Below are 22,690 nucleotides of genomic sequence, written 5' to 3'. Positions count from 1 at the left end.
GCACTCGACCCATCCATCGGAAGGCCGGTCGGCGTGCTCGTACGCCGACCGGCCTTTTCTTGTGGTCCGAGGCCGGCAATTCGGTGACCGAGGCTGGACCGGCTATGCGCCTTGCCTCGACTCGGCGGCACCCCCGGATACGGAGCCACCACTCGATGGGCGTGATGCCGGTGAGTCCGACGGGCCGCTCAGGTTGCCTTACGGCCCCGGCACCGTACGGTCTTGATCAAGTCCTGCTCAGCAGGGCCCCTGCCTCGTGCAGTTCGTGACCAAATCCCGAAAGGGCTGGTGATCATCATGATCCCGACCAACGACCGCCCCCTCGAGCTCTCCCGTCCCGGGGCCGGTTTCCCCCCCATCCGCTACACCGGGCCCGCCTTCACCGGGGTCGGCTTCGCCGGGAGCGGCTTCACCGAGATCGACCTCACCCTGGTGAAGCTGATCGTGGTGGAGTACGACGCGGTGTGGATCCCCGTGCTGGACCTCACCACGATGCGCGTCACCGTGGTGAAGTACCTGGTGGCGAGGGTCACCGTGCGGCGGATCGCCATCCTGCGGACCACCGTCGTGGAGTACACGCCGGTGGGCTGCTACGTGCGGGAGTGCGTCACGCTGAAGTACCTCCGGGAGGAGTACACCCGGGCCGGGTACGACTGGGTGGAGTACACCGCGCGGCTCTCCGCGATGACCTGGCGAGCGTGGTGACAGAGCCGTAGGCCCCTGGCCTGCGCGACTCCGTCGCCAGGAGCACCAAGAAGGAGGGGACGCCGACACGGCGACCCTTTCACGGCCCCGGCGTGAAGCCGGCGGTCGACCGTGAACCTCGGCTCCGTCGAAGGGGCCGAACTCTCACCCGAAGCGCGCCGTCCTGCATTGTGCGCTTTCAACAAAGCGGCCCTTCTCCTCCGGGAGAAGGGCCGCTTTCGTTGCGGTACGAGTGCGCGACGTTCGATCGCAGATTTCGGGAGGACACAGGAGCAGCACCGGCGCGGAGGCGGAGACCGACACGGAGCCGCGCCCACCTCAGACCGCGGTAACCCGCCAGGCGTCCACGCGCTGGCCGCAGGCCACTCGCGGTGGTCGGAAAAGCGCCTCCGGCAGGATTCGAACCTGCGGCACCCGCTTTAGGAGAGCGGTGCTCTATCCCCTGAGCTACGGAGGCGTGTCGTCGCTCGCGGGTAGAGCGTAGCGGACGGCACCTACAGGGTAGGGGAAGGGGAGCCGTGAACGCTCCCTGTTATGTGCGCCGGGCCCTAGGCCGGGAAGGGGCGGTGTGGGTACGCTTCCGTTCCGTGACGGGACGGCATCGTGGGCAGCCTAAGGACGGGGACGCCGGGGACGCGGTGGTCGAGGAATCGCCGCGCGGCAGGCGGATCGCGGTCGTCGCGGCGGCGTTCGCGGTGCCCGTGCTGGTGGCTTCGGTGCTCGCGTTCGGGCTGCGGGAGGAGCCCGTCCGGGAGCGGCCGGAGTCGGCGGGACCGCCCGCGCGGAGCGAGGCGCCGGCGGAGCCGGAGGGTGAGCCGACGATCGGGACGTACGTGCCGCCGGCGGCGGAGCCGCAGGTGGTGACCAGGCCGCCGAAGCGGGCGCCCAGGCCGGTGGTGACGCCACGGAGGGGGACGCCCACTCCGGCGCCTTCGCCGTCCGTGCGCGGACGGCGGCCGTGCCCCGCGGGCTGGGAGGACGTCTGGTGGATGCGCCGGTGGTGCGAACATCACCGAAGTCGCTGAACCGGTTACGGACAGGTCATCGTAGAACCTGTAGTAGCGTTCTGCCGCTGTTCCGCTTTTGGGCATCTGGAGGAAAACCACCGTGCCGAACCCCCGGTCGGCGGCGCTGACCGCGGTCTTCCTGGTGATGACGACGCTCTCACCGCACGGCGCCGCGAACGCGGCCGCGGGGGCCGACCCGCTGGAGTCGCTGCGCCGCGAGGCGACGAAGGCGCGCACCGAGCTCGAGAAGGCCACCGAGAAGATGGAGACCCGGAAGAAGGACCTGGCCGGGTCGCAGGTGAAGCTGCGCGCCACGCTGAAGGATCTCGCCGGGGCCGAGGCGGAGCTGAACCGGATCCGCGAGCCGCTGGCCAGGCTCGCGAACACCTCCTACCAGCAGAGCGGCGCGGCCGGCTCCATGGCGATCTTCGGGGGCGGGGATCCGAGCACGGCGCTGCGGTCGACGGCGGACGTGACGCTCATGGCGAGGTCGCAGCAGGCGCTCGTGGAGCGTGCCGACGAGCTCCAGGACCGGCGGCAGCGGCTCGCCTCCACGGCGCAGGAGCTGCAGTCGCGCAACGCGGTCGAGCAGACCCGCCTCCAGCAGGAGGTGGACGGGTTGAAGAGCCGGTCGGCGCAGCTGACCAAGCAGCTCAACGCGATGCTCGACAAGCTGGCGGTGACGCGGCAGAAGCGGCTCGAACTCGGCTGCGACAAGTCACTGGCGAAGGAGTCGAAGAAGTTCCCCAACGGGCTCATCCCGTCGAAGTACCTGTGCCCCCTGCCGCAGAAGAACGGCCACAGGCTGCGGGCGGACGCGGCGCTCGCGTTCTACAAGCTGAACGAGGCGTACAAGCGCAGTTTCGGCCGCGACATGTGCGTGACGGACGCCTATCGGAGCCTGTCCGACCAGCATCGTGTCTACGCGCAGCGGCCCGGCTTCGCCGCCGTCCCCGGGACGAGCAACCACGGCAAGGGCCAGGCGCTCGACCTGTGCGGTGGTGTGCAGAGTTCGGGTTCCGCCCAGTTCAACTGGATGGAGGCCCACGCCGGGAAGTACGGATGGATCCACCCGGCCTGGGCCTACAGCAACCCCTTCGAGCCCTGGCACTGGGAGTTCGGGACGGAGAACGGGTGAGCCGGGCCGCTCGGCGTCATCGGGCGGACGGCACCTCGTGGGCGGGGACGACCTCCGCGGTGCAGTAGCGGCAGCGGCGGGCCTTCACCGGGATGTCGCTGAGGCACTGCGGGCACTCGCGCTCGGTGGCCTCCTTGCCGCGGTCCATCCGCTCGATCAGCTTGGTCGTCGGGAGCACGACCAGGAAGTAGACGATCAGGGCGGTGATGAAGAATGCGACCGCCGAGGTCACGAAGACGCCGTACGGGAACGTGGTGCCGTTGATGTCGACGGCCAGGCGCGTGTAGTCGGGCTTGCCGCCGAGAAGCGCGATCAACGGGGTGATGAAGGAGTTCGCGAAGTCCTTCACGAGCCCGGCGAACGCCGCTCCGACGACGAACGCCACCGCCAGTTCGACGAGGTTCCCGCGGAGGAGGAACTTCTTGAATCCGCTCATGCCGGCTCCAGGGAGTGTCGGGGGTCGCGCCCCTGGCTGTGGGGCGCATCAAACGGCTACGGATCGTAATGAAGTCATCCGTGATTAGCCAAGTCGGCGCACCTCGCGGAGGTCAGGTGATGGTCAGGGCCAGGGGCGCGGCGGCGCCGGCCAGGGCCATCGCCTGGGGACGGTCGGTCGCCAGGACGACGAGGGCGCCGTCGCGGGGGTCGTTCTCGTCCGGGGCCGGGATCGCTATGACCGGGACTTCGGAGACCACCACGCGGGCCGCGTCCCAGCGGGGGCGGGCGCCGGGCGGGCCGTTCGCGGGGTCGGCCTCGGGGACGGTCAGGACGTCCACACGGTCGCCGGGGTGGACGAGGCGGGCGGCGCCGGCGTCGGCCAGACGGACCGGCGTGGCGACCGTGCCGGGGCCGTAGCCGCGAAGGAGCGCGGCGCCGACGACGCGGGCGTCGGTGAGGGGTTCGCCGCGGCGCATGGGGCCGGCGAGGACGCGGCCGGCGCCGCCCGTGCGGAGCGCGCCCGACGGGACGGCGGACGGCGGCAGGTCGAGGCCGCGAAGGTCGGACGGGGCGAGGGGCGTTCCGGCGGGCAGGTCGCGGGCGGCGGCGAGGACGCGGACGGACGGCGGCGGGCCGGGCCGCAGAGCCAGGAGCGCCAGGCCCGCGGCGGCCGCGGCGAACAGCGCCGCCAGCGGCCGCCGCAGGCGGGATAAGCGGGCGCTCACGGCAGTTCCAGGGGGAGTTCGATGCCGTCAAGGACGGTGGCGCAGCCGCAGGTGCGCTCGGCGGGCAGCGCCTTGACGACGTCGCCGACGACGCCGCGGAGCCGGTCGATGTTCTCGCCGAAGACGCGCAGGACCTCCTCCATCGTGACGCCCTCGCCTTCCTCGATGCCCGCGTCGAGGTCGGTGACGAGGCAGAGCGAGGTGTAGCAGAGCGCCAGCTCGCGGGCGAGGACGGCCTCCGGGTGGCCGGTCATCCCGATCAGCGTCCACCCCTGCGCGGCGAACCACCGGGACTCGGCGCGGGTCGAGAAGCGGGGGCCCTCGATGACGACGAGCGTGCCGCGGTCGACCGGGTCCCACCCGGAGGCCTGCGCGGACTCGACGGCGGCGCGGCGGCCCGCCGGGCAGTACGGGTCGGAGAACGAGACGTGGACGGCGGCGCCCTGGTCGTAGTAGGTCTGGTCGCGCCCCGACGTCCGGTCGGCGAGCTGGTCGGGGACGGCCAGCGTGCCGGGCCCGAGGTCGGGGGTGAGGGAGCCGACCGCGCACGGCGCCAGCACCTGGCGGACGCCGAGGGACCGCAGCGCCCACAGGTTGGCCCGGTAGGGGATCTTGTGCGGGGGGAAGCGGTGGTCGCGGCCGTGCCGGGGGACGAAGGCGACGCGGCGGCCCGCGAGCTCGCCGACCGCGATGGGGTCGCTGGGCGGGCCGTAGGGGGTGTCGACCCGCACCTCCTCGATGTCGTCGAGGAACGAGTAGAACCCGGAGCCGCCGATGACCCCGATCTCGGCGGTGGGTTGCGACGGGGAAGCCGAAGTGGACATGCCGCCGACCCTAGCCACCCGGGCGCCGTGCCCGGCAGACCGTCCACCGATTGTGGATAACTCCGCCGCCGCATGACGAAGGGCCCGGCGGGAGCCGGGCCCTTCCGCGTTCTCGGGCGTCAGCCGACCGGGTCCAGCACCTTGGCCGGCGCGGCGGGCGCCTCCTTGGCGAGCCGTCCCGGCGTCCAGATCCGCCGCCCGATGTCGTAGGACAGGGCGGGCAGCAGCAGCGACCGGACGACGAGGGTGTCGAGCAGGACGCCGAACGCGACCGCGAAGCCCATCTCGACCATGAACACCAGCGGCAGCGTGACCATGGACGCGAAGGTGGCCGCGAGCACGAGCCCGGCCGAGGTGATCACACCGCCGGTGACGGTGAGGCCCCGCTGGATGCCGCGCCGGGTGCCGAGGGTCTGCGACTCCTCCCGGACGCGGTGCATCAGGAAGATGTTGTAGTCGACCCCCAGCGCGACCAGGAAGATGAAGGCCAGCAGGGGGAATCCGGAGTCGGTGCCCTCGAACCCGAAGACGTGCTCGAAGATGACCGCGCAGGCGCCGAGCGAGGCGAGGAACGACAGCACCACGGTGCCCATCATCAGCAGCGGCGCGACGACGGCGCGCAGCAGCGCGATGAGGATGAGCAGCACCACGGCCAGCACGATCGGGATGATGACCTTGTTGTCGCGGGTGGAGGCGCGCTTGATGTCCAGGTATGTCGCGGTCGTGCCGCCGACCTTGGCGTCCGCGGACGGGACGGCGTGCACCGCGTCCCGCAGCCGGTCGATGGTCGCGCGCGCGGCCTGGCTGTCGGCGGCGTCCTTCAGCGTCGCCTCGTACTTGACCAGGCCGCCGGCGGTGACGGGGTCGCTGACTTCGGCGACGCCCGGCGTCCCCCGCACGGCCCGGGCGAGCTGGTCGGACGCGGGGGCCTTGCCGATGACGAGGGCCGGGGAGCCGGAACCGGCGGCGTAGTGCCGTGCGATGACCTCCGAGCCCTTCACCGAGTCGGGCTTGCCGGTGAACTGGCCGGCGTCCGACAGGCCGTCCGCCTTGAGCGAGCCCAGCCCGAGCGTGAGGACGATGAGGCCGAGCATGGTCACGGCCCAGAGCGCGCGCGGGCGCTTGCCCACCATCCCCGCCACACGGCTCCAGACGCCGTGCTCGGCCTCGTAGGCCTCGGGCTCCAGGTACTTGGCGTCGTAGCGGGGGATGAGCGGCCAGAACAGCCAGCGGCCGCAGATGACCAGGAGGGCGGGCAGGAGGGTCGTCATGGCGGCGAGCGCGGTGAGGACGCCTGCGGCGGCCACGGGGCCCATCCCTGCGGTGGAGTTCATGTCGGCGAGCAGCAGGCACAGCAGGCCGACGGCCACGGTGGCGGCGGAGGCGATGACGGCGGGCGCGGCGCGGTGCAGCGCGTAGGCCATGGCTTCGTGCCGGTCCTCGTGCCGGTGCAGTTCTTCCCTGTAGCGGGCGACGAGCAGCAGCGCGTAGTCGGTGGCGACACCGAAGACGAGGACGGTCAGGATGCCGGCGCTCTGGCCGTTGACGGTGAGGTCCGCGTACTTGGCGAGCAGGTACACGGTCGACTGGGCGAGCCCCAGGGCGAAGACGGCGCTCAGGACGGGGACGAACCACAGCACGGGGCTGCGGTAGATGAACAGCAGCAGGACGATGACGACGAGGCCGGCGGCCATGAGCAGGAAGCCGTCCAGGCTCTGGAAGACCTCGAACTGGTCGGCGCCGCCGCCTGCGGGGCCGGTGACGTGCGAGGCCAGTCCGGGGGGCCCGCGCTCGGCGAGGTCGCGCGCCTGGTCGACGGCGGCCGTGAGGTCCTCGTCCGTCAGGGGCACGAGGGTCTGCAGAGCCTTGCCGTCCTTGGACGGGAACGGCCCCTGGGCCTTCTGCGCTCCGGGCAGCTTCTGGAAGGCGGCCACGTCGGACTCGGCCTTGGCCTTGTCCGCCGCGGTGATCCCGCCGGACCGCTCGTAGACGATGACGGCGAGCATCGTCTCGTCCTTGCGGAACCGCTCCTGCAACTCCACGACCCGGGTGGACTCGGCCCCGGCGGGCAGCCAGGACGCGGCGTCGTTCTTCTCGACGTCGCCGAGCTTGCCGGCGAGGGGGCCGAGAGCGGCCAGCAGGACGACCCACAGGGCCAGGACGGCCCATTTCGTGCGCCGTCCGGCGATCAGTCCGGCCAGGCGGTGTGTCCGCGGCCTCGGGGGAGCCGGGCTAGGTGCGCTCATGGTTCCTCTCCTGGTGTGCACCGGGCGATATTGAGATATGTCGTGTTCGCCGTAAGAGTCTCTCGTTGTCCGAGAGATGTCAAGTAATATCGCGAATCACGGAAGCGCCGCGGGTGGCGGGCTTCACGGGAGGGCCCTTCCGATATGAGGGGGTTCCTCCCTGTCTCCTCTATCGTCGCGAACCGCATTACCCCGCGCCTCCGGCGTCAGGACGGACCTGCGCTACGTCCCATGAGGCAAGCGAAAGCCGCCGCCTACCCCTGGAGATGTAGGCGACGGCTTCCGGATACGACGAAAGCCGGGGGATCCGAGCGGATCCCCCGGTGCGAGCGGAGATGCCTAGAAGGTCAGGCGACCTTTTCGGAGGACGACGACTTGCCGGTCGAAGAGGACGACGACGAGTCGGAGGACTTCGAGGACGAGTCGGACTTGGCGGAGTCGCCCGAGGAGCCGCCCGAGTCGCCGGAAGAGCCGCTGGACGACCCGTTGGAGGAGCCGTTCGACGACGCCCCCGCGGTGGTGGACGACTTGCCGGAGCCGCGGCTGTCGGTGCGGTAGAAGCCCGAGCCCTTGAAGATGATCCCCGCGGCGGAGAAGACCTTGCGGAGCCTGCCGGTGCACGCCGGGCACTCGGTCAGCGCGTCGTCGCTGAACTTCTGCACGACCTCTAGAGGCTCGCCGCACTCGGTGCAAACGTACTGATACGTCGGCACGGTTCCTCCTCGCTGACTCAGCCCGGCGCGAGCCGGACTGGCACTCACTCTAGACGACTGCTAATGGTACCCATGCGTGGAACAGGATTCGCCCCCGGGATGTTCCCAGGCGGCGCGCCGTGAGACCAGGGCATGGCAAAGGCCCCGGCACACCGCAGGGGTCACTGGCCCTTCTCGCCGAACCAGCCCGCCAGCCTGCCCTTGCGGCTGACCGCGCGCAGCCTGCGCTCGGTGGCCTCGCGCACCTCGGCGGTGGTCACGACCAGCAGGGTGTCGCCCGCCTGCAGGGGCGTGGTGGGCTCGGGCACGAAGCTCGCCCCGTCCCGCACGACGAGGGTGATCGACGCGCCGGGCGGCAGCCGCAGCTCGAAGATCTCCACGCCGTTCATCAGCGAGTCGGAGGGGATCCGCACCTCCAGCAGGTCGGCGTGCAGCTCCTCCAGCGGCGCCGCCTCGACGTCCAGCTCGCGGGTCTGCTCGTCGCTCCTCAGCCCGAACAGCCGCGAGGCCAGCGGCAGCGTCGGCCCCTGGAGCAGGGTGAACACGACGACGATGTTGAAGACGATCGCGAAGAGCCGGTCGGCGTGCTCCACCTCCGCGACCATCGGGATGGTGGCCAGGACGATCGGGACGGCGCCCCGCAGGCCCGCCCAGGACGCGAAGAGCTTCTCGCCCCACGACAGCCGGAACCCGATCGTGGACAGCACGACCGACAGGGGGCGGGCCACCAGCAGCAGGACGAAGCCGACGATGAGCGCCGGCAGGATCTGGCCGGGGAGGTCGCCGGGGTCGGCCAGCAGGCCCAGCATCACGAACAGCCCGATCTGCGCGAGCCATCCGACGCCCTCTGCGAAGCCCCGGGTGGCGGGCCGGTGCGGCAGTCGCGCGTTCCCGAGGACGAGGGCGCTGACGTAGACGGCGAGGAACCCGCTGGCGTGCATCAGGGAGGCGGCCCCGTAGGAGCCGATGGACAGCGACAGGACGGCGATCGGGTAGAGGCCGGACGCGGGGAGCGCGACCCGGCGCAGCGCCTGCGCGCCGAGCCAGCCGATGGCGACGCCGACGATCCCGCCCGCGACGAGCTCGTAGACCATGACGCCGAGCAGTTCGGCGAGGTTGGGGGCGGTGGTGTGGGCGCTGAGCGTCACCACGATGATCACGACGGGGGCGTCGTTGAAGCCGGACTCGGCCTCCAGCAGGCCCGTCAGCCGGGACGGCAGGGGCAGCCGGCGCAGCACCGAGAACACCGCGGCCGCGTCGGTGGGGGCGAGCACGGCGGCGAGCAGGAACGCCGGGCGCCACTCCATGCCGATGAGCCACATGGCGGACAGGGCCACGACGAGGATGCTGATCAGCGTGCCGAGGGTGGAGACGCTGAGCGCGGCCGGCACCGAGGGCCGCACGCGCCGCCAGCTGGTGGTGACGCCGCCCTCGGCGAGGATGAGCACGAGGGCCGCGAGGCCGAGCGTCTCGGCCAGTTCCGCGTTGTCGAAACGGATGTGGAGGGGGCCGGACTCGCCGACGAGAAGGCCGAGACCCATGTACGCCAGCAGCGTGGGGAGGCCCGCCTGATGCGACAGCCGGACCGCGACGATGGCGCTGAGTACGAGCGTGGCCCCGAGGAGTAGCCAGATGTCGAGGTGCACATCCCACCCTTCGGGGTCGTCAAAGTTGATCGTTTAGGAATCCTACAGATTCACGGGCGAATCGCATATTTACGATTGAGGGATGGCGTGTCCGGGATGGCCGCTATCGGCGGATGACCTGCGGATTGATCCCGTTCACTACGTTCTGTACGTCTCGTCCCTGTACGGCCGCGGTGACGTTGTCGCGCACCGTCCCGAGCAGGTTCAGCTGCGACTGGACGGACGCCCCCGCCGTGTGCGGCGACAGCAGGACGTCCTCGCGGGAACGCAGCGGATGCCCCTCCGGAAGGGGCTCCTGCTCGAACACGTCCAGGGCCGCCCCGGCCAGGCGTCCCGACTCCAGCGCGGCGAGGACGGCGCCGTCAGGCGCGATGCCCCCGCGCGCCACGTTCACCAGCAGCGCTCTGTCCGGCAGCAGGGCGAGACGCTCCGGACCTATCAGCCCCCTTGTCTCCTCGGTCAGCGGCAAGGCGAGGACGAGGATGTCGGACGTCGCCATGAGGTCGTCCAGTTCCCGGTACGTCGCCGCCGCCTCTGGACGCCGCCGCCTCGTCCAGTACGAGACCGCGCAGCCCAGGGCCGCGAACAGCCGCGCGGCCTCCGCGCCGATCGCGCCGAACCCGACGACGCCGACCCGCTGCGTGTGGATCTCGCGCGGGCCGAGCGCCGCCATCTCCATCTGCGGCCATCCGCCCGCGCGGACGGCCCGGTCGCCCCGCGCGAGGCTGCGGCACAGCGCGAACGCCGCGCCGACCGCCCACTCCGCGACCCCGCGCGCGTTGAAGCCCGCCGCGTTGGCCACGGGCACGCCCGCCGCCGCCCACGCGGCGACGTCGATGCTGTCGATCCCGACCGCGGGCATCTGGACGAACGACACCCGCGGCGCCGCCGCCACCGCCTCGGCGTCCAGCGCCAGCCGGCCGGTGAAGTCGCCGATCACCAGGTCGGCCCCCGCGAGCGCGGCGAGCAGGCCCGCCCGATCCCTGGCCTGCGGGAACGTCACCTCGGCCGCGTCCCCCAGCGGCGCGAACAACCCCTGGACGATCTCGTCCGCGATCGGGGGCAGGGAAAGGATCCGCCACGGCGCCGTCATCTCGTACCTCCCGTCGGGCCCTGCTCGACCGCGTCCCCCATCCGCGATCTTGGCCCTCTCACTCTACGAGCAGGGCGGCGTCCGCGGGCAGGTCAGCCCAGGCGGACCAGCCCCCGCGACGGCGTCACCACCGCCCGGACGCGCTGGTCGTGCGGCTCTGCGGGCACGCCGTCCACCAGCTCCCCGTCGTACAGCAGCGCCGCGGTCAGGATCGCCGGGCCCACCCGCGCGAGCGCCCGGTCGTAGGAGCCGCCGCCGCGGCCGAGGCGCACGCCCGCCCGGTCGACCGCCACCGCGGGCACCAGCACGACGTCCGCGCTGGCCACGGCCCCGGGACCGCGAGGAGGCTCGGACGACTCCAGGCACCCGCGGGCCCCGGGGACGAGCGAGTCGGGTCCCTCGTAGGAAGCCCAGTCGAGGTCGCCGTCCGGGAGCAGGCGGGGGACCAGCACGTACGTGCCGCGCTTCCACAGCGCGAACAGCAGGCTTCGCGTGTCCGGCTCGTCGCCTATGGAGACGTACGCCGCGATGGTCCCGGCCATCTCCACCTCCGGGACCGACAGCAGCGCGTCCCGTATCGGGCGCGCCGCGCCGGAGCGCGTCTCGGGCGGCATCGCCGCACGTCGTGCTAGCAGTTCGGCCCGGAGGCCGGTCTTCGTGGCGATGGGGTGCACGCTGTGGTCCTCGCGGATGGCTAGGGTCGTGTATATGGCCGACATTGCACCAGTGCTCAAAGCGGTCGTCCCGGCGGCCGGCCTCGGTACCCGATTCTTGCCCGCGACCAAGGCGACTCCCAAGGAAATGCTGCCCATCGTCGACAAACCGGCGATCCAGTACGTCGTCGAAGAGGCGGTCGACGCCGGGCTGTCCGACGTCCTGATGGTCACCGGACGCAGCAAGCGCTCCATCGAGGACCACTTCGACCGAGCGTACGAGCTGGAGGAGGCGCTGCGCGCCAAGGGCGACGACGAGCGCCTGGAGGCCGTGCACGAGTCCAGCGATCTGGCGATCATGCACTACGTCCGGCAGGGCGAGCCGCGCGGCCTCGGGCACGCGGTGCACTGCGCCCGCCAGCACGTCGGCCGCGAGCCGTTCGCGGTGCTGCTCGGCGACGACATGATCGACGCCCGCGACAAGCTGCTGCAGCGCATGATCGAGGTGCGCGGCCAGCACGGCGGCAGCGTCATCGCGCTGATGGAGGTCGAGCCCGACCAGGTGTCGGCGTACGGGTGCGCGGCCATCGAGGCGACCGGCGAGGAGGACGTCGTCCGCATCTCCGACCTCGTCGAGAAGCCCGCCGCCGAGGAGGCCCCCAGCAACTGGATCATCATCGGCCGCTACGTCTGCGACCCCGCGGTGTTCGACGTCCTGGAGAAGACCCCGCCCGGCCGCGGCGGCGAGATCCAGCTGACCGACGCGCTGCGCACCCTCGCCGACATGCCCGCCGACCAGGGCGGCGGCGTCTACGGGGTCAAGTTCCGGGGCCGCCGCTACGACACCGGCAACAAGCTGGAGTACCTGCGGACGGTCGTCCAGTTCGCGGCGGAACGGCCCGATCTGGCGCCGGAGTTCCTGCCGTGGCTGCGGGAATTCGTCCGGACGCAGGACGGCGTGGGCGACACAACGGATTCGTGACGACGCGTCAGACTGGGGCCGTGGCTATGAGAACGGTCGACGAGCATCTGACGGAGATCCTCGGCAGCGTGGCACCGCTGCCGCCGCTTGACCTGGCACTGCTGGAGGCGCAGGGCACGGTGCTCGCCGAGTCCGTGTCCGCGCCGGTGCCGCTGCCGCCGTTCGACAACTCCGCGATGGACGGCTACGCCGTCGTCGCGGCGGACATCGCGCCGGCCACCGAGGCCGACCCCGTCGTGCTGCCCGTGGTCGGCGACATCGTCGCCGGCGACTCCGGCGTGTCGGCGATCCGGCCGGGCCTGACCGCCCGGATCATGACGGGCGCGCCGCTGCCGGCCGGCGCCGACGCCGTGATCCCCGTCGAGTGGACGGACGGCGGCAACGCCACCGTCCGGATCTCGCGCGCCGCCCCGCCGGGCAACTACATCCGCCGGGCGGGGGAGGACGTCCTCGCAGGTCAGGTCGTCGCCGAGGTCGGCACCCGGCTCGCCGCCCCGCAGATCGGCATGCTCGCGGCGATCGGACGGTCCCGGGTGACCGTCCGGCCGAAACCGCGCATCGTGGTCGTCTCCACGGGCGACGAGCTGCGCGAGCCGGGCACCTCCCTGGCGCCCGGCCAGATCTGGGAGTCCAACAGCTTCATGCTCACCGCCGCGGTGGTCGAGGCAGGAGGAACGGGGTTCCGGCAGGCCACGGTGCAGGACGAGCCCGCCAAGGTCTTGGAGATGCTTCACGACCAGCTCGTCCGGGCCGACGCCATCGTCACCACCGGGGGCGTCTCCATGGGCACCAGGGACGTCGTCAAGGAAGTGCTCACCGGCACCGGAACTGTGGAATTCCACAAGGTGCGGATGCGTCCTGGCAAGCCGCAAGGGTTCGGCCTCCTGGAAGGCACTCCCGTCTTCACGCTCCCGGGAAACCCCGTGAGCGCGTACGTGTCGTTCCAGGTTTTCGTCCGTCCCGCCCTACGGGTCATGCAGGGGCTGCCGCCCGAACCGCTGCCCACTGTGAGCGCCGTCGTCGCCGAAGACATCAAGTCTCCTGCGGGGCTCCGCCACTTCCTGCGAGGCAGACTCTCGTTCACCAGGGGCTTCTACACCGTCACCGCGGCCGGCGTGCAGGGCTCCCACCAGCTCGGGTCGCTGTCGTCGGCCAACGCGCTCATCGAGATTCCGGAGGACGTCGAAGCCATGCCGGCCGGTTCGCACGTCGAGGTCATGAGGTTGCCGTCATGAGCGCCATGGGGTCCGAGTTCACCCACCTGGACGACAAGGGATCGGCCCGCATGGTCGACGTGTCGTCGAAGGACGTCTCGACCCGGACGGCGACGGCGACGGGGTTCGTCCGCCTGTCCCCCGAGTGCGTCGCCCTCCTGCGTGCCGGCGACATCCCCAAGGGCGACGCCCTGTCCGTCGCCCGCATCGCCGGGATCATGGGGGCCAAGCGCGTGCCCGACCTCGTCCCGCTGTGCCACCCGATCGCGCTGCACGGGGTCACCGTCGACCTCGCCATCGCCGACGACGGCGTCGCGATCACGGCCGTGACCCGCACCGCCGACCGCACCGGCGTGGAGATGGAGGCCCTCACCTCCGTCACCGTCGCCGCGCTCGCGCTGGTCGACATGGTCAAGGCCGTCGACCCCGCCGCCGTGATCACCGACGTCCGGGTCGAGGAGAAGACCGGCGGCAAGACGGGGGTGTGGCGGCGTTGATCAGGGCGATGGCGGTCACCGTCTCCAACCGCGCCGCGGCGGGCGTCTACGAGGACCGGTCCGGCCCGGTGCTGGTCGAGATGCTGGAGGACATCGGCTGCCAGGTGGACGGCCCCGTCGTCGTCCCCGACGGCGAACCGGTCACCGGCGTCCTGCGCGACGCGGTCGCCGCCGGCTACGACGTCGTCGTCACCTCCGGCGGCACCGGCCTCACCCCGACCGACCAGACCCCCGAGATGACCCGGCCGGTCATCGAACGGGAGGTCCCCGGCATCGCCGAGGCCATCCGCCTGGAGGGACGCGAGAAGGTCCCCGCCGCGATCCTGTCGCGCGGTCTCGCCGGCATCGCGGGCCGCACCCTCATCGTCAACCTGCCCGGCTCGACCGGCGGCGTCCGCGACGGAATGACCGTGCTGGCCCGCGTCCTGCCGCACGCGGTGGACCAGATCAACGGCGGCGACCACCCCCGCCCGCCGGCCTAACACCGCTCCCGCGCCGCGACCGCCGGACCCTACGCCTGGATGACCTGGACGCCGGCCTCGGTGAAGGCGGCGATCTCGGACTCGGGCGCCGTCCCGTCCGTCACCAGGACGTCGATCTCGTCGGTGCCGCAGATGCGGGCGAACGCCCGGTGGCCGACCTTGGTGCCGTCCGCCACCACGACCACCCGGTCGGCGCGCTCGGCCATCAGCCGGTTCACGACCGCCTCGCCCTCGTTGTGGCAGGTCGCGCCGTGCCGCGCGGTCACCCCGTTCACCCCGATGACCGCCACGTCCAGCGTCACGTGGTCGAAGATGCCGGTGGCGAGGGGCCCGGTCAGCTCGTAGGACTGCGGCCGCGGCACCCCGCCCGTCAGGACGATCTTCACGTGCGGCCGGACGGCCAGCTCGTTGCCGATGTTCAGCGCGTTCGTCACGATCGTGATCGCCGGGGTCGGCCCCTCCGCGTGCAGGTCGGCGCGCGTGGCGAGCACCCGGGCGACCTCCGACGTCGTCGTCCCGCCGTTCAGCCCGATGATCGACCCGGGTTCGGCCAGCTCGGCCGTCGCCGCCGCGATCCGCTGCTTCTCGGACGCGTTCCGCGCCGCCTTGTACCGCAGCGGCAGGTCGTAGCTGACGCTCTGCGCGACGGCGCCGCCGCGGGTGCGGGTCAGCATCTGCTGCTGCGCGAGCTGGTCGAAGTCGCGGCGGATCGTCGCGGCCGACACCCCCATGCGCAGGGACGCCTCCTCGACCGTCAGCCGCCCGGCGTCCGCGAGCAGTTCGAGCAGCGCGTTCCAGCGCTCGTGCCGGGTCACACCGGCCCCCTTTCCTGCGGGTGGACGGGACTCCAGGGAGGTGGTCATCCGCGGATTCTAGCCCTGCGCGCCCCTGGTCTTACCTGAGCGTTGCGGCCATGGAACAATCACTAACGATCATATGCGTGCATTGGGGGATTCCATGGCGAAGCCGGACGACGGCGCCGTTTCGTTGGCCAACGCGCGGATCGTCCTCCCGGACGGCGTCCGCGACGGCGCCCTCCACATCGCCGGCGGCACGATCGCGGCCGGTCCCGGCACCGGTGAGGTGATCGACCTCGCCGGACGGTACGTCGTGCCCGGCTTCGTGGACATGCACGTCCACGGCGGCGCCGGAGCCTCCTACCAGCTCGGACGCCCGGACGAGGCCCACCGGGCCGCCTCCTTCCACCTCGCGCACGGCACCACCACCACGATGGCGAGCCTCGTCACCGGCGACCCGGACGAACTGGCCGGCGCCGTCGAGGGCCTGGCCGGCCTCGCCGCCGACGGCGTGATCGCGGGCGTCCACCTGGAGGGCCCCTACCTGGCCCCCTCGCGCTGCGGCGCGCACGACCCGGCGCTCCTGCGCGCCCCGGACCCCGCCGAGTTCCGCCGCCTCGTCCGCCTCGGCCGCGGGCACCTGCGCATGATCACCCTCGCGCCCGAGCTGCCGGGCGCCCTCGACCTCGTCCGGGAGGCGGTGGACGCGGGCGTGATCGCGGCCGTCGGCCACACCGACGGCACCGGCGAGGCCGCGCGGGCGGCGTTCGACGCGGGCGCCCGCGTGGCGACCCACCTGTTCAACGCGATGCGCCCGCTGCACCACCGCGAGGGCGGCCCGGTCGCCGCCGCCCTGAACGACCCCCGGATCACCGTGGAGCTGATCAACGACGGCGTCCACGTGGAGCCCGCCGTGGCCCGCCTCGTGTTCGCCGCCACGCCCCGCGTCGCGCTCATCACCGACGCGATGGCCGCGGCCGGGATGGGCGACGGCGACTACCGCCTCGGCGTGATGGACGTCGAGGTCCGCGGCGGCCGCGCCGTCCTCGCGGGCGGGACGTCCATCGCGGGCAGCACGATCACCATGGCGGACGCCTTCCGCCGCGCCGTCGCCGACGTCGGCCTGCCGATCGAACGCGCCGCCGAGGCCGCGTCCCTCACCCCGGCGCGCGCCCTCGGCCTCGACGCGCGCGTCGGATCACTGGAGCCCGGCAAGGACGCCGACCTCGTCGTCCTGGACGACGACCTGCGCGTCGACTGGGTGATGAAGTGGGGCCGCCGCGTGTGACGGTGGTGGCCGAACGTCCCGCGTGCCCGATTTCTCGGGGACAATATGGCGTTCAGACATCCGACCAGGGAATCATGGAACCGTGGAACGTTTGCGGGGATGGCCGGTCACCCTGACCGAGGGCCCTGTCGGGCTGCGCCCGCTGCGGCACCGCGACGCCGCCGTCTGGCGCGAGCTGCGGGTCCGCAACGCCGACTGGCTCCGGCCCTGGGAGCCCACCAACCCCGAGACGCCGCTGTTCCGCAGCGGCCTCGGACCGTACGTCAGCATGGTCCACACCATGCGCCGCGAGGCCCGCCACGGCCTCGCCCTGCCCTGGGTCGTCACCCACGAGGACGACTTCGCCGGCCAGCTCACCATCGGCGCGATCGTCTGGGGTTCGGCGCGCTCCGCGCAGATCGGCTACTGGGTCGACAGGCGCGTCGCAGGCCGCGGCGTCATTCCCACCGCCGTCGCCCTCGCCGTCGACCACTGTTTCTTCACCGTCGGCCTGCACCGCCTCGAAGCGAATATCCGTCCGGAGAACACCGCGAGCCGCCGCGTCGTCGAAAAACTCGGATTCCGCGAAGAGGGAATTCGGCGCCGCCATCTGCACATCGACGGAGCCTGGCGCGACCACATCTGCTACGCCCTCACCGTCGAGGACGTGCCCGGTGGCCTGCGCGCCCGCTGGCTGGCAGACCGGAAACAGGCATTTCCCCGGCGCACCTGAGCGGCCCATGACTTTCCCGCCGTAAGAATCCTGCGATCGAGAAGTCCCGGCAAACGGAGAGTAACGGCGAGATCGATCTCGCGACACACCGCCCCTTATGCTCGTCAACCTCTGACAGCCCCTCGTACCGTGCGGGGCGTGACCCTGCTCCCATTGCACGTTCGCGCGCCGAAAGTCGGCCCGCCTGCCGAGCGTGCCCTGGAACGGTGGGGCCGATGAGCAGCGCCGTCCTTTACCTCGCGATCGTCGCCGTCTGGGCCGTCGTCCTGGTGCCCATGTGGCTGCGCCGCGACACCGAGACCACCGGGATCTCCCGCCTCCTGCACAAGCGTCCCGACGAGCCCGCCGCCGAGGACGACGGCGACGAGGAGGAGCCGCTCCGCGACGAGGAGGCCCCCGCCCCGCGCCGCCCGGTGAGCCGCGCCACCGTCATCGCCCGGCGCCGCCGCCGCACCTCCGGCCTCGCCGCGCTGCTCCTCACCTCCGTGGCGGTCACCGCCTCCGGCCTCACGCCCTGGTGGATCATCGTGCCCCCGGTCCTGCTCCTGGCCGGCCACCTGGCGCTCTTGCGCGTCGCCGTGGGCATGGACACCGCCCGCCGCCGCGCCGCCGCCCAGGCCCGCGCCGCGGCCCGCACCCGCGCCCTGGAGGCCCGCCGCGCCGCCGAGGCCACCGAACCCGCCGAGGTCATCGAACTCATCACCCCCGACGAGGTCTTCGACCAGTACGCCGCCGACCGCCGCGCCGTCGGCGAATAACCGGTGCGCGAGCACTCCCCGATGTTTGCTAACCTTACGGAGTCCTCGGGGCTGTAGCGCAGTCCGGTAGCGCACCTCGTTCGCATCGAGGGGGTCAGGGGTTCAAATCCCCTCAGCTCCACCGAGAACACCCAGGTCAAGACCCTGATCGGAAATCATCCCGATCAGGGTCTTACTCGTTCGTCATCAGACGCCATCGGGGTTTCCCCACCACCAGATGCCACGGTGCGGCCACGAGCCACCAGGCCGCTCCGACACGTCCCAGGCGGAGCAGGCGCGGATCACTACAGTTGGCTACCCTCACGCAGCGCCAGCGGTACCGTACGGTGCGTGCCTAGCCCATTCCCCTCTCTGAAGGCGCCGGCCATGCTGAGGGTGCTGCAGAAGCTCGGGTATGAGATCGTCCGCCAGAGGGGATCTCACAGACGACTGGAGTGCGAGGGAAGGCCCCCGATCACCTTCGCGTTTCACGACAGGCGGAGCCTGACACCCACCGAAGTGCGGGACATACTGGTGAAGCAGGCAGAGCTCAGCTGCGAGGAGGCGTTGGAGGTGGTGCAGGGTGGCTGAAGTGATCCACTTGATCGTCAGGTCGGTGGAGGACGGCCTGTACGCGACTTCGCCGCAGGCTCCGGGGCTGGCCCACGGCGTGTCCTCGCTGTCCGAGCTGCGGGCGGAGATCGACGAGGTCCTCGCCTTCCACTTCGACCGGCCAGGGCCGTTCCACGTAGTAGAACACCATGAACGCCACTACGAGATCGCCGGGGGCGAGCTCGTGATCCGCATCGCGCTCGATGAGCACCGCAAGGAGCGCGAAGAGGTCTACAAGAGGCTGGGACGGGCGCTGACGGTGCAGGACCAAGCTCGTTCACTCGTGGCGACTTCGGTCAATCGCGTTGGTGAGGCCGTCTACGTGTGCGCTTTGCCTTCTGACACCATTGGATGGCTGGCGGAGCAGTTCGACCCCCGGGGAGACGCCCTGACGATCGCTGTAGCCGTCGCCGAGCCCTTCATCGTCACGGTGCCGTTCAGGTACGGCGAGGAAGATCCAGTGCTCGGCACCGTTGGGATCACCCAAGAGGGCTACACGCTGCGGTCCACACTGGGCGAAGTCCTCCGCGAGACCCCGATCGTAAGGCCGGTAAACGGCCCCCATCCGATCGTCGCCTGAACCTCGCTCCCGCGGCAGGAAAACGGCTCGGTCGACAGTCTCGATAGCCCTGGTCCCCGGGCCACGGTCGCAGAGGCCTGAGCTCTTGTGCAGCCGAGTTGGTCGACGCCGAGTGAGGGACGCGGTGATGTCCTGCAGGCGGTGTCGGGACGCGCGGCCTTAGTTGCGCCCGTACGGGCCATATCGGACCGGTTAGGCTCCGGCCATGGCCTATATCACGGACTTACTGGCCGCGGTCATCGCCGTGATTGGAACGGTGGCGGGATCCATCTACTCCCAGCGGACGGCGCTTCGAAGCAGGCAGCAAGAGTTCGACCTGGCCAAGATTCAGCGGCAATGTGCTAGAGGCTGCCGGGGCCGTGAGGGGGCATCTCGGTACTTTGTTCTCTATGGCCAGGCGGCTGGAGTCCGGCGATACAAGGGATGGCGACTCCTTCGATGCTGCCTTTGCTTATGGTGAGCGATTCTGGAGCCGCATCGAGTATTTGCGCTCAGTGATGCGCTTCGATCTGGGGATCGCTGATGGAGACCCCCAGGTCGGGCGAGCCATCGGTTGCGAGAGAGCGAGATCCTAGAGACGTAGGTGACAGTCGGGACAGCGCTGGAGTGGCCGGATCTCGCTGAGGATAGATGCTCACCGCGATGGTGCTGTTCGGGTTTGGGGGCGCTCCTCCTGGCGAGGGTTCTTGGGCCTTGGGCTGTTGGGATGCTGCCTAGACTCGGGGCATGCTGAGACTCGGCTTCCCTGTGATCGGTGTGACCGACCTGCCCCGGGCCGTGGCGTTCTGGACGTCGGCGCTGGATTTGAAGCCCGTGTCCGAGTGGGAGAGCCCGGGTTGGCGGACACTGGAACATGCGGATGGGTCAGGCCGGGCGCTCGGTCTGATGCGCAGCGAATCGCCCGCCGAAGCGCACCCGCGTATCCACCTCGACCTGTTGACGGACACCACGGACGAGCAGGAGGCCGAGGTCGAGCGACTGATCGGGCTGGGGGCCGTCAGCGTCGACTGGGACCTGTATCCACCGGACCCCGACTTCGTCGTCCTCGCCGACCCGGACGGCAACATCTTCTGCGTCGTGCATCTGAGCCGGGCCCCGTCCGGTCCGTCCTGACCATCCCTGGACGACCGCTCGACCGAGGCGGTTCATGAGCATGGCATCAGGGCCGGGGTCGGCCGGTGATCGAGGACGAGTCGGGCCACAGCACAGCCGCACGGTGGTGCGGGCCATTTCCGTGAGCTCGGAGAAGGTCTGGCCCATGTCCAGGGGGCTTGGGCTGGGGACGTTTGCGCTTCGAAGTTCCTCACGAGCCGGGGCGCGCTGCGGTGGGGGTGGGGAGGGGGGTGGTGCGGATGGCGTTCAGGCGGTGGCGGATGAAGTTGTCCTGGTGCCGGCCCCAGGTGTCGGGCTTTGTGGGGTGGGTGGTCTGGTCTGGGTGCTTTCGGTAGAGCCAGGTCACGGTGGGTTCTTGGTAGCCGTCGAAGACTTCGCTGAGTGCGATGAAGAGGGCTACGTCCTGCGCGCGGGGGAGGGCGCCCCAGCCGCCGAAGGCGCGGATCAGGTCGGTGGGGGCGACCAGGCCGGCGCAGGCCGCCTGGCATAGGCCCGTCTCTTCGTACAGGCGGCCGATCGTTCCTGCGGGCACCATGCCGCAGGGGTAGGCCAGGGGGTAGGGGACGCGTTGTCCGTCGATCAAGTCGTCCGCCTGGCCGATCGTCCAGCCGATGCCGGGATGCTCGTCGAAGGCGGGGATGAGCGTCGCGAGGCCGTCGGGGAGCAGGACGTCGTCGTAGTCGAGTACGGCGACGAGGTCGCCGCGTGCCCGGCTCAGTGCGAAGTTCCTGGTCGTTCCGGTGCCGAGCTGGGCGCCGTTCGCCTCGTAGAGCGCGCCCGGGCACAGGTCGCGGGCGGTCGGGGTGTCGCCGTCCTCCTGGACGAGCCATTCGAGGTCCCAGCCGGCGGGGAGGCGCTGGGACGCGACGCCGGCGGCGGCCTGGCGCAGGTAGTCGGGGACGGGTTTCCGTACGGCGGTGATGATCGAGATCAGTGGCATGGCACTCCTCCTCGTCCGGGCGCGCGGCCTTGATCATCACATGGTCCGGGGTGGCGGCGGCCTCTACAGTGCACAGATGGACGTGAGCGCGATGCTGGAGCGGTACGCCTATCCGGAGACGGCGCCGTGGCTGCGGGCGAACATGATCGCGTCGCTCGATGGGGGGATCCGGTACCAGGGGAGCACCAGTGCACTCGGGTACGCGGGGGACTGGGCCCTCATGCAGGGGCTCAGGACGCTGGCCGACGTTGTGATCATGGGGGCCACGACGGTTCGGGAGTACGGGGCGTATCCGTCGGAGGCGTCGAAGCTGGCCGTCGTGTCGCGGAGTCTGCGGCTCGATTTCGACGGGCCGCTGTTCACCGAGGCGCCCGCGCCGCCGGTCGTCATCACGTGCGGCGCGGCCCCGGCCGAGCGTCTGCGCGAAGCCGAGAAGCACGCCGAGGTCATGGTGTGCGGTACCGACTCCACTGACTTGGGCATGGCGTTGCGGCGGCTGGCCGACAAGGGTTACCGGCGCCAGCTTTGTGAGGGAGGCCCGGTCCTGCTGGCTCAGATCGCCGCCGCGGGCTGGCTGCACGAGCTGTGCCTGACGTTGAGTCCGGTCATCACCGCCGGTGACGCCGCCCGTGTCTTGGATGGTCCGAGTATCGACATGCAGCGCATGGAGTTGTGCCACGCGTTCCAGGACGAGAACTATCTCTTCCTGCGGTACCGCATGGCCGAGCGCTAGACGAGGTTGTGGCGGACGTAGGCGGGTGGACGCCAGCCGAGGATGCTTTCGACCATGTTCACCGCCGCCTTCGCCTCCGCGACATCGTGAACCCGGACGATGCGTGCGCCGCTCATGATGGAGACGACGAGGGCGGCGATGGTGCCCTCGACGCGGTCCTGCTGGTCTCGCTCCAGCGTCTCGCCGATGAAGTCCTTGTTCGAGACCGCGACGAGCAGCGGGTAGCCGAGCTGCGCGATCTCCGGGAGACGGCGGGTGAGTTCGAGCGAGTGGTAGGTGTTCTTGTTGAGGTCGTGGCCGGGGTCGATGATGATCCGGTCCGCCGGCACGCCGTGCTTCTCGGCGAGGGCGGCCCGCCGGCGCAGGAACTCGGCGACCTCGGTGACCACGTCGTCGTACCGGGGGCGGGGGTAGGGAGTGCGGGGGTCGGCGAGGCTGTGCGTGATGATGAGCGTCGCGCCGGCCTCCGCGACCGCGTCGGCGAGGGCGGGGTCGTGCAGGCCGCTCGTGTTGTTCAGGACGTCGGCGCCGGCGGCGAAGGCGGCGCGGGCGACCTCGGGCCGGTACGTCTCGACGGAGATCACGGCGTCCGTGCGGGAGCGGGCGCCCTCGATGACCGGGACGACACGGTCGATCTCCTCCTCGATGCTCACCGGAGGCCCCGGAGCGAAGGGGACGCCGCCGATGTCCAGCCAGTCGGCCCCGCGGGCGAGTGCGTTCTCCGCCGCGACCAGAGCCTTGTCCAAGGCGAAGGTGCGGCCCCGATCGTGAAATGAGTCGGGAGTGCGGTTGATTATCGCCATCACGGCGACCTG

Annotated in this window: 25 protein-coding genes and 2 tRNA genes; 15 read left to right on the top strand and 12 right to left on the bottom strand. The window is 71.1% G+C overall.

From position 1 onward, the window contains the following. Nucleotides 1-297 precede the first annotated feature (297 nt). Nucleotides 298-705: a hypothetical protein gene (locus tag BJY14_RS14615; RefSeq protein ID WP_179844114.1), complete on the top strand. Its 408-nt coding sequence runs from the start codon at nucleotides 298-300 to the stop codon at nucleotides 703-705. Nucleotides 706-1,089: 384 nt separating this feature from the next. Here BJY14_RS14615 and BJY14_RS14610 read toward each other — a convergent pair. Next, nucleotides 1,090-1,162 (bottom strand) — tRNA-Arg (locus BJY14_RS14610). Between the two features lie 130 nt (nucleotides 1,163-1,292). On the opposite strand from BJY14_RS14610, the gene BJY14_RS14605 reads away from it, so the two are divergent. Together BJY14_RS14605 and BJY14_RS14600 are read left to right on the top strand one after the other, a co-directional pair. After that, entirely contained in the window at nucleotides 1,293-1,730 is a 438-nt protein-coding gene (locus BJY14_RS14605) for a hypothetical protein (protein ID WP_179844113.1), read from the top strand. An 82-nt stretch (nucleotides 1,731-1,812) separates the two neighbouring features. Further along, nucleotides 1,813-2,850 (top strand): D-alanyl-D-alanine carboxypeptidase family protein, encoded by a 1,038-nt coding sequence (locus BJY14_RS14600; RefSeq protein ID WP_179844112.1) that lies wholly within the window; start codon nucleotides 1,813-1,815, stop codon nucleotides 2,848-2,850. Between the two features lie 16 nt (nucleotides 2,851-2,866). Here the strand turns inward: BJY14_RS14600 and BJY14_RS14595 are convergent, their stop codons facing one another. The 8 genes from BJY14_RS14595 to BJY14_RS14560 form a co-directional block, all read right to left on the bottom strand. Then, nucleotides 2,867-3,286 carry an MscL family protein gene (locus tag BJY14_RS14595; protein WP_179844111.1) on the bottom strand — a complete coding sequence of 140 codons (420 nt, stop codon included), beginning with the start codon at nucleotides 3,284-3,286 and terminating at the stop codon, nucleotides 2,867-2,869. 112 nt (nucleotides 3,287-3,398) lie between these two features. Next, nucleotides 3,399-4,013, bottom strand: coding sequence for an RcpC/CpaB family pilus assembly protein (locus BJY14_RS14590; RefSeq protein ID WP_179844110.1), 615 nt, complete (start codon nucleotides 4,011-4,013; stop codon nucleotides 3,399-3,401). Further along, the gene (locus BJY14_RS14585) at nucleotides 4,010-4,837 is read right to left on the bottom strand and encodes an S-methyl-5'-thioadenosine phosphorylase (protein ID WP_179844109.1); all 828 of its coding nucleotides are present in this window, start codon (nucleotides 4,835-4,837) and stop codon (nucleotides 4,010-4,012) included. The genes BJY14_RS14590 and BJY14_RS14585 overlap by 4 nt, the downstream gene beginning before the upstream one ends. Before the next feature lie 119 nt (nucleotides 4,838-4,956). Next, entirely contained in the window at nucleotides 4,957-7,083 is a 2,127-nt protein-coding gene (locus BJY14_RS14580) for an MMPL family transporter (RefSeq protein ID WP_179844108.1), read from the bottom strand. Nucleotides 7,084-7,430: 347 nt separating this feature from the next. Beyond that, complete coding sequence (locus BJY14_RS14575; RefSeq protein ID WP_179844107.1) at nucleotides 7,431-7,796, bottom strand: FmdB family zinc ribbon protein; 366 nt, start codon at nucleotides 7,794-7,796, stop codon at nucleotides 7,431-7,433. A 161-nt stretch (nucleotides 7,797-7,957) separates the two neighbouring features. Then, on the bottom strand, nucleotides 7,958-9,442 hold the full coding sequence (locus BJY14_RS14570) for a potassium/proton antiporter (RefSeq protein WP_179844106.1): 1,485 nt from the start codon (nucleotides 9,440-9,442) through the stop codon (nucleotides 7,958-7,960). A gap of 103 nt (nucleotides 9,443-9,545) precedes the next feature. Then, on the bottom strand, nucleotides 9,546-10,535 hold the full coding sequence (locus BJY14_RS14565) for an NAD(P)-dependent oxidoreductase (RefSeq protein WP_179844105.1): 990 nt from the start codon (nucleotides 10,533-10,535) through the stop codon (nucleotides 9,546-9,548). Between the two features lie 92 nt (nucleotides 10,536-10,627). Beyond that, nucleotides 10,628-11,209 (bottom strand): 5-formyltetrahydrofolate cyclo-ligase, encoded by a 582-nt coding sequence (locus BJY14_RS14560; RefSeq protein WP_312879223.1) that lies wholly within the window; start codon nucleotides 11,207-11,209, stop codon nucleotides 10,628-10,630. Between the two features lie 34 nt (nucleotides 11,210-11,243). Between BJY14_RS14560 and galU the strand changes: the two genes are divergently transcribed. Genes galU through BJY14_RS14540 form a run of 4 tightly spaced genes read left to right on the top strand, consistent with a single transcriptional unit; the run spans nucleotide 11,244 to nucleotide 14,363 of the window. Then, nucleotides 11,244-12,170 (top strand): UTP--glucose-1-phosphate uridylyltransferase GalU, encoded by a 927-nt coding sequence (gene galU, locus BJY14_RS14555; RefSeq protein WP_179844103.1) that lies wholly within the window; start codon nucleotides 11,244-11,246, stop codon nucleotides 12,168-12,170. A gap of 26 nt (nucleotides 12,171-12,196) precedes the next feature. After that, nucleotides 12,197-13,405: a molybdotransferase-like divisome protein Glp gene (glp, locus tag BJY14_RS14550; RefSeq protein ID WP_179849385.1), complete on the top strand. Its 1,209-nt coding sequence runs from the start codon at nucleotides 12,197-12,199 to the stop codon at nucleotides 13,403-13,405. Between the two features lie 5 nt (nucleotides 13,406-13,410). Continuing rightward, nucleotides 13,411-13,881, top strand: a complete 471-nt coding sequence (moaC, locus tag BJY14_RS14545) for a cyclic pyranopterin monophosphate synthase MoaC (RefSeq protein ID WP_179849383.1) — start codon at nucleotides 13,411-13,413, stop codon at nucleotides 13,879-13,881. A gap of 8 nt (nucleotides 13,882-13,889) precedes the next feature. Next, entirely contained in the window at nucleotides 13,890-14,363 is a 474-nt protein-coding gene (locus BJY14_RS14540; RefSeq protein ID WP_179849384.1) for a MogA/MoaB family molybdenum cofactor biosynthesis protein, read from the top strand. Nucleotides 14,364-14,392: 29 nt separating this feature from the next. Here BJY14_RS14540 and BJY14_RS14535 read toward each other — a convergent pair whose 3' ends face one another. Further along, nucleotides 14,393-15,226, bottom strand: coding sequence for a DeoR/GlpR family DNA-binding transcription regulator (locus tag BJY14_RS14535; RefSeq protein WP_218905373.1), 834 nt, complete (start codon nucleotides 15,224-15,226; stop codon nucleotides 14,393-14,395). A 94-nt stretch (nucleotides 15,227-15,320) separates the two neighbouring features. Between BJY14_RS14535 and nagA the strand changes: the two genes are divergently transcribed. The 7 genes from nagA to BJY14_RS14500 all read left to right on the top strand — a co-directional run bounded on the left by nagA (nucleotide 15,321) and on the right by BJY14_RS14500 (nucleotide 20,202). Beyond that, nucleotides 15,321-16,448, top strand: coding sequence for an N-acetylglucosamine-6-phosphate deacetylase (nagA, locus tag BJY14_RS14530; RefSeq protein ID WP_179844102.1), 1,128 nt, complete (start codon nucleotides 15,321-15,323; stop codon nucleotides 16,446-16,448). A gap of 91 nt (nucleotides 16,449-16,539) precedes the next feature. Next, on the top strand, nucleotides 16,540-17,160 hold the full coding sequence (locus tag BJY14_RS14525; protein ID WP_179849381.1) for a GNAT family N-acetyltransferase: 621 nt from the start codon (nucleotides 16,540-16,542) through the stop codon (nucleotides 17,158-17,160). Nucleotides 17,161-17,375: 215 nt separating this feature from the next. Next, a complete protein-coding gene (gene sepX, locus BJY14_RS14520) occupies nucleotides 17,376-17,918 on the top strand; it encodes a divisome protein SepX/GlpR (protein ID WP_179844101.1) in 543 nt (180 codons plus the stop codon). Nucleotides 17,919-17,965: 47 nt separating this feature from the next. Further along, nucleotides 17,966-18,039 (top strand) — tRNA-Ala (locus BJY14_RS14515). 245 nt (nucleotides 18,040-18,284) lie between these two features. Further along, entirely contained in the window at nucleotides 18,285-18,488 is a 204-nt protein-coding gene (locus BJY14_RS14510; RefSeq protein ID WP_218905371.1) for a type II toxin-antitoxin system HicA family toxin, read from the top strand. Beyond that, the gene (locus BJY14_RS14505; RefSeq protein ID WP_179844099.1) at nucleotides 18,481-19,089 is read left to right on the top strand and encodes a hypothetical protein; all 609 of its coding nucleotides are present in this window, start codon (nucleotides 18,481-18,483) and stop codon (nucleotides 19,087-19,089) included. Before BJY14_RS14510 ends, BJY14_RS14505 begins: the two co-directional genes overlap by 8 nt. Before the next feature lie 726 nt (nucleotides 19,090-19,815). Next, nucleotides 19,816-20,202 carry a VOC family protein gene (locus BJY14_RS14500; RefSeq protein ID WP_179844098.1) on the top strand — a complete coding sequence of 129 codons (387 nt, stop codon included), beginning with the start codon at nucleotides 19,816-19,818 and terminating at the stop codon, nucleotides 20,200-20,202. Nucleotides 20,203-20,392: 190 nt separating this feature from the next. Here BJY14_RS14500 and BJY14_RS14495 read toward each other — a convergent pair whose 3' ends face one another. Continuing rightward, nucleotides 20,393-21,142, bottom strand: a complete 750-nt coding sequence (locus tag BJY14_RS14495) for a glycosyltransferase family 2 protein (RefSeq protein WP_179844097.1) — start codon at nucleotides 21,140-21,142, stop codon at nucleotides 20,393-20,395. Here BJY14_RS14495 and BJY14_RS14490 point away from each other — a divergent pair. Next, nucleotides 21,123-21,875 (top strand): dihydrofolate reductase family protein, encoded by a 753-nt coding sequence (locus BJY14_RS14490; protein ID WP_246396740.1) that lies wholly within the window; start codon nucleotides 21,123-21,125, stop codon nucleotides 21,873-21,875. The two genes, BJY14_RS14495 and BJY14_RS14490, sit on opposite strands and share 20 nt — an antisense overlap. Here BJY14_RS14490 and folP read toward each other — a convergent pair. Then, nucleotides 21,872-22,678: a dihydropteroate synthase gene (gene folP / locus BJY14_RS14485; protein ID WP_179849379.1), complete on the bottom strand. Its 807-nt coding sequence runs from the start codon at nucleotides 22,676-22,678 to the stop codon at nucleotides 21,872-21,874. The genes BJY14_RS14490 and folP overlap by 4 nt on opposite strands. Nucleotides 22,679-22,690: the final 12 nt, after the last annotated feature.

The sequence above is a fragment of the Actinomadura luteofluorescens genome (assembly GCF_013409365.1).
Lineage (GTDB): Bacteria > Actinomycetota > Actinomycetes > Streptosporangiales > Streptosporangiaceae > Spirillospora > Spirillospora luteofluorescens.
The sequence above is the reverse complement of the archived record's forward strand: the minus strand, read 5'-3'. Positions and strand labels throughout refer to the sequence as shown.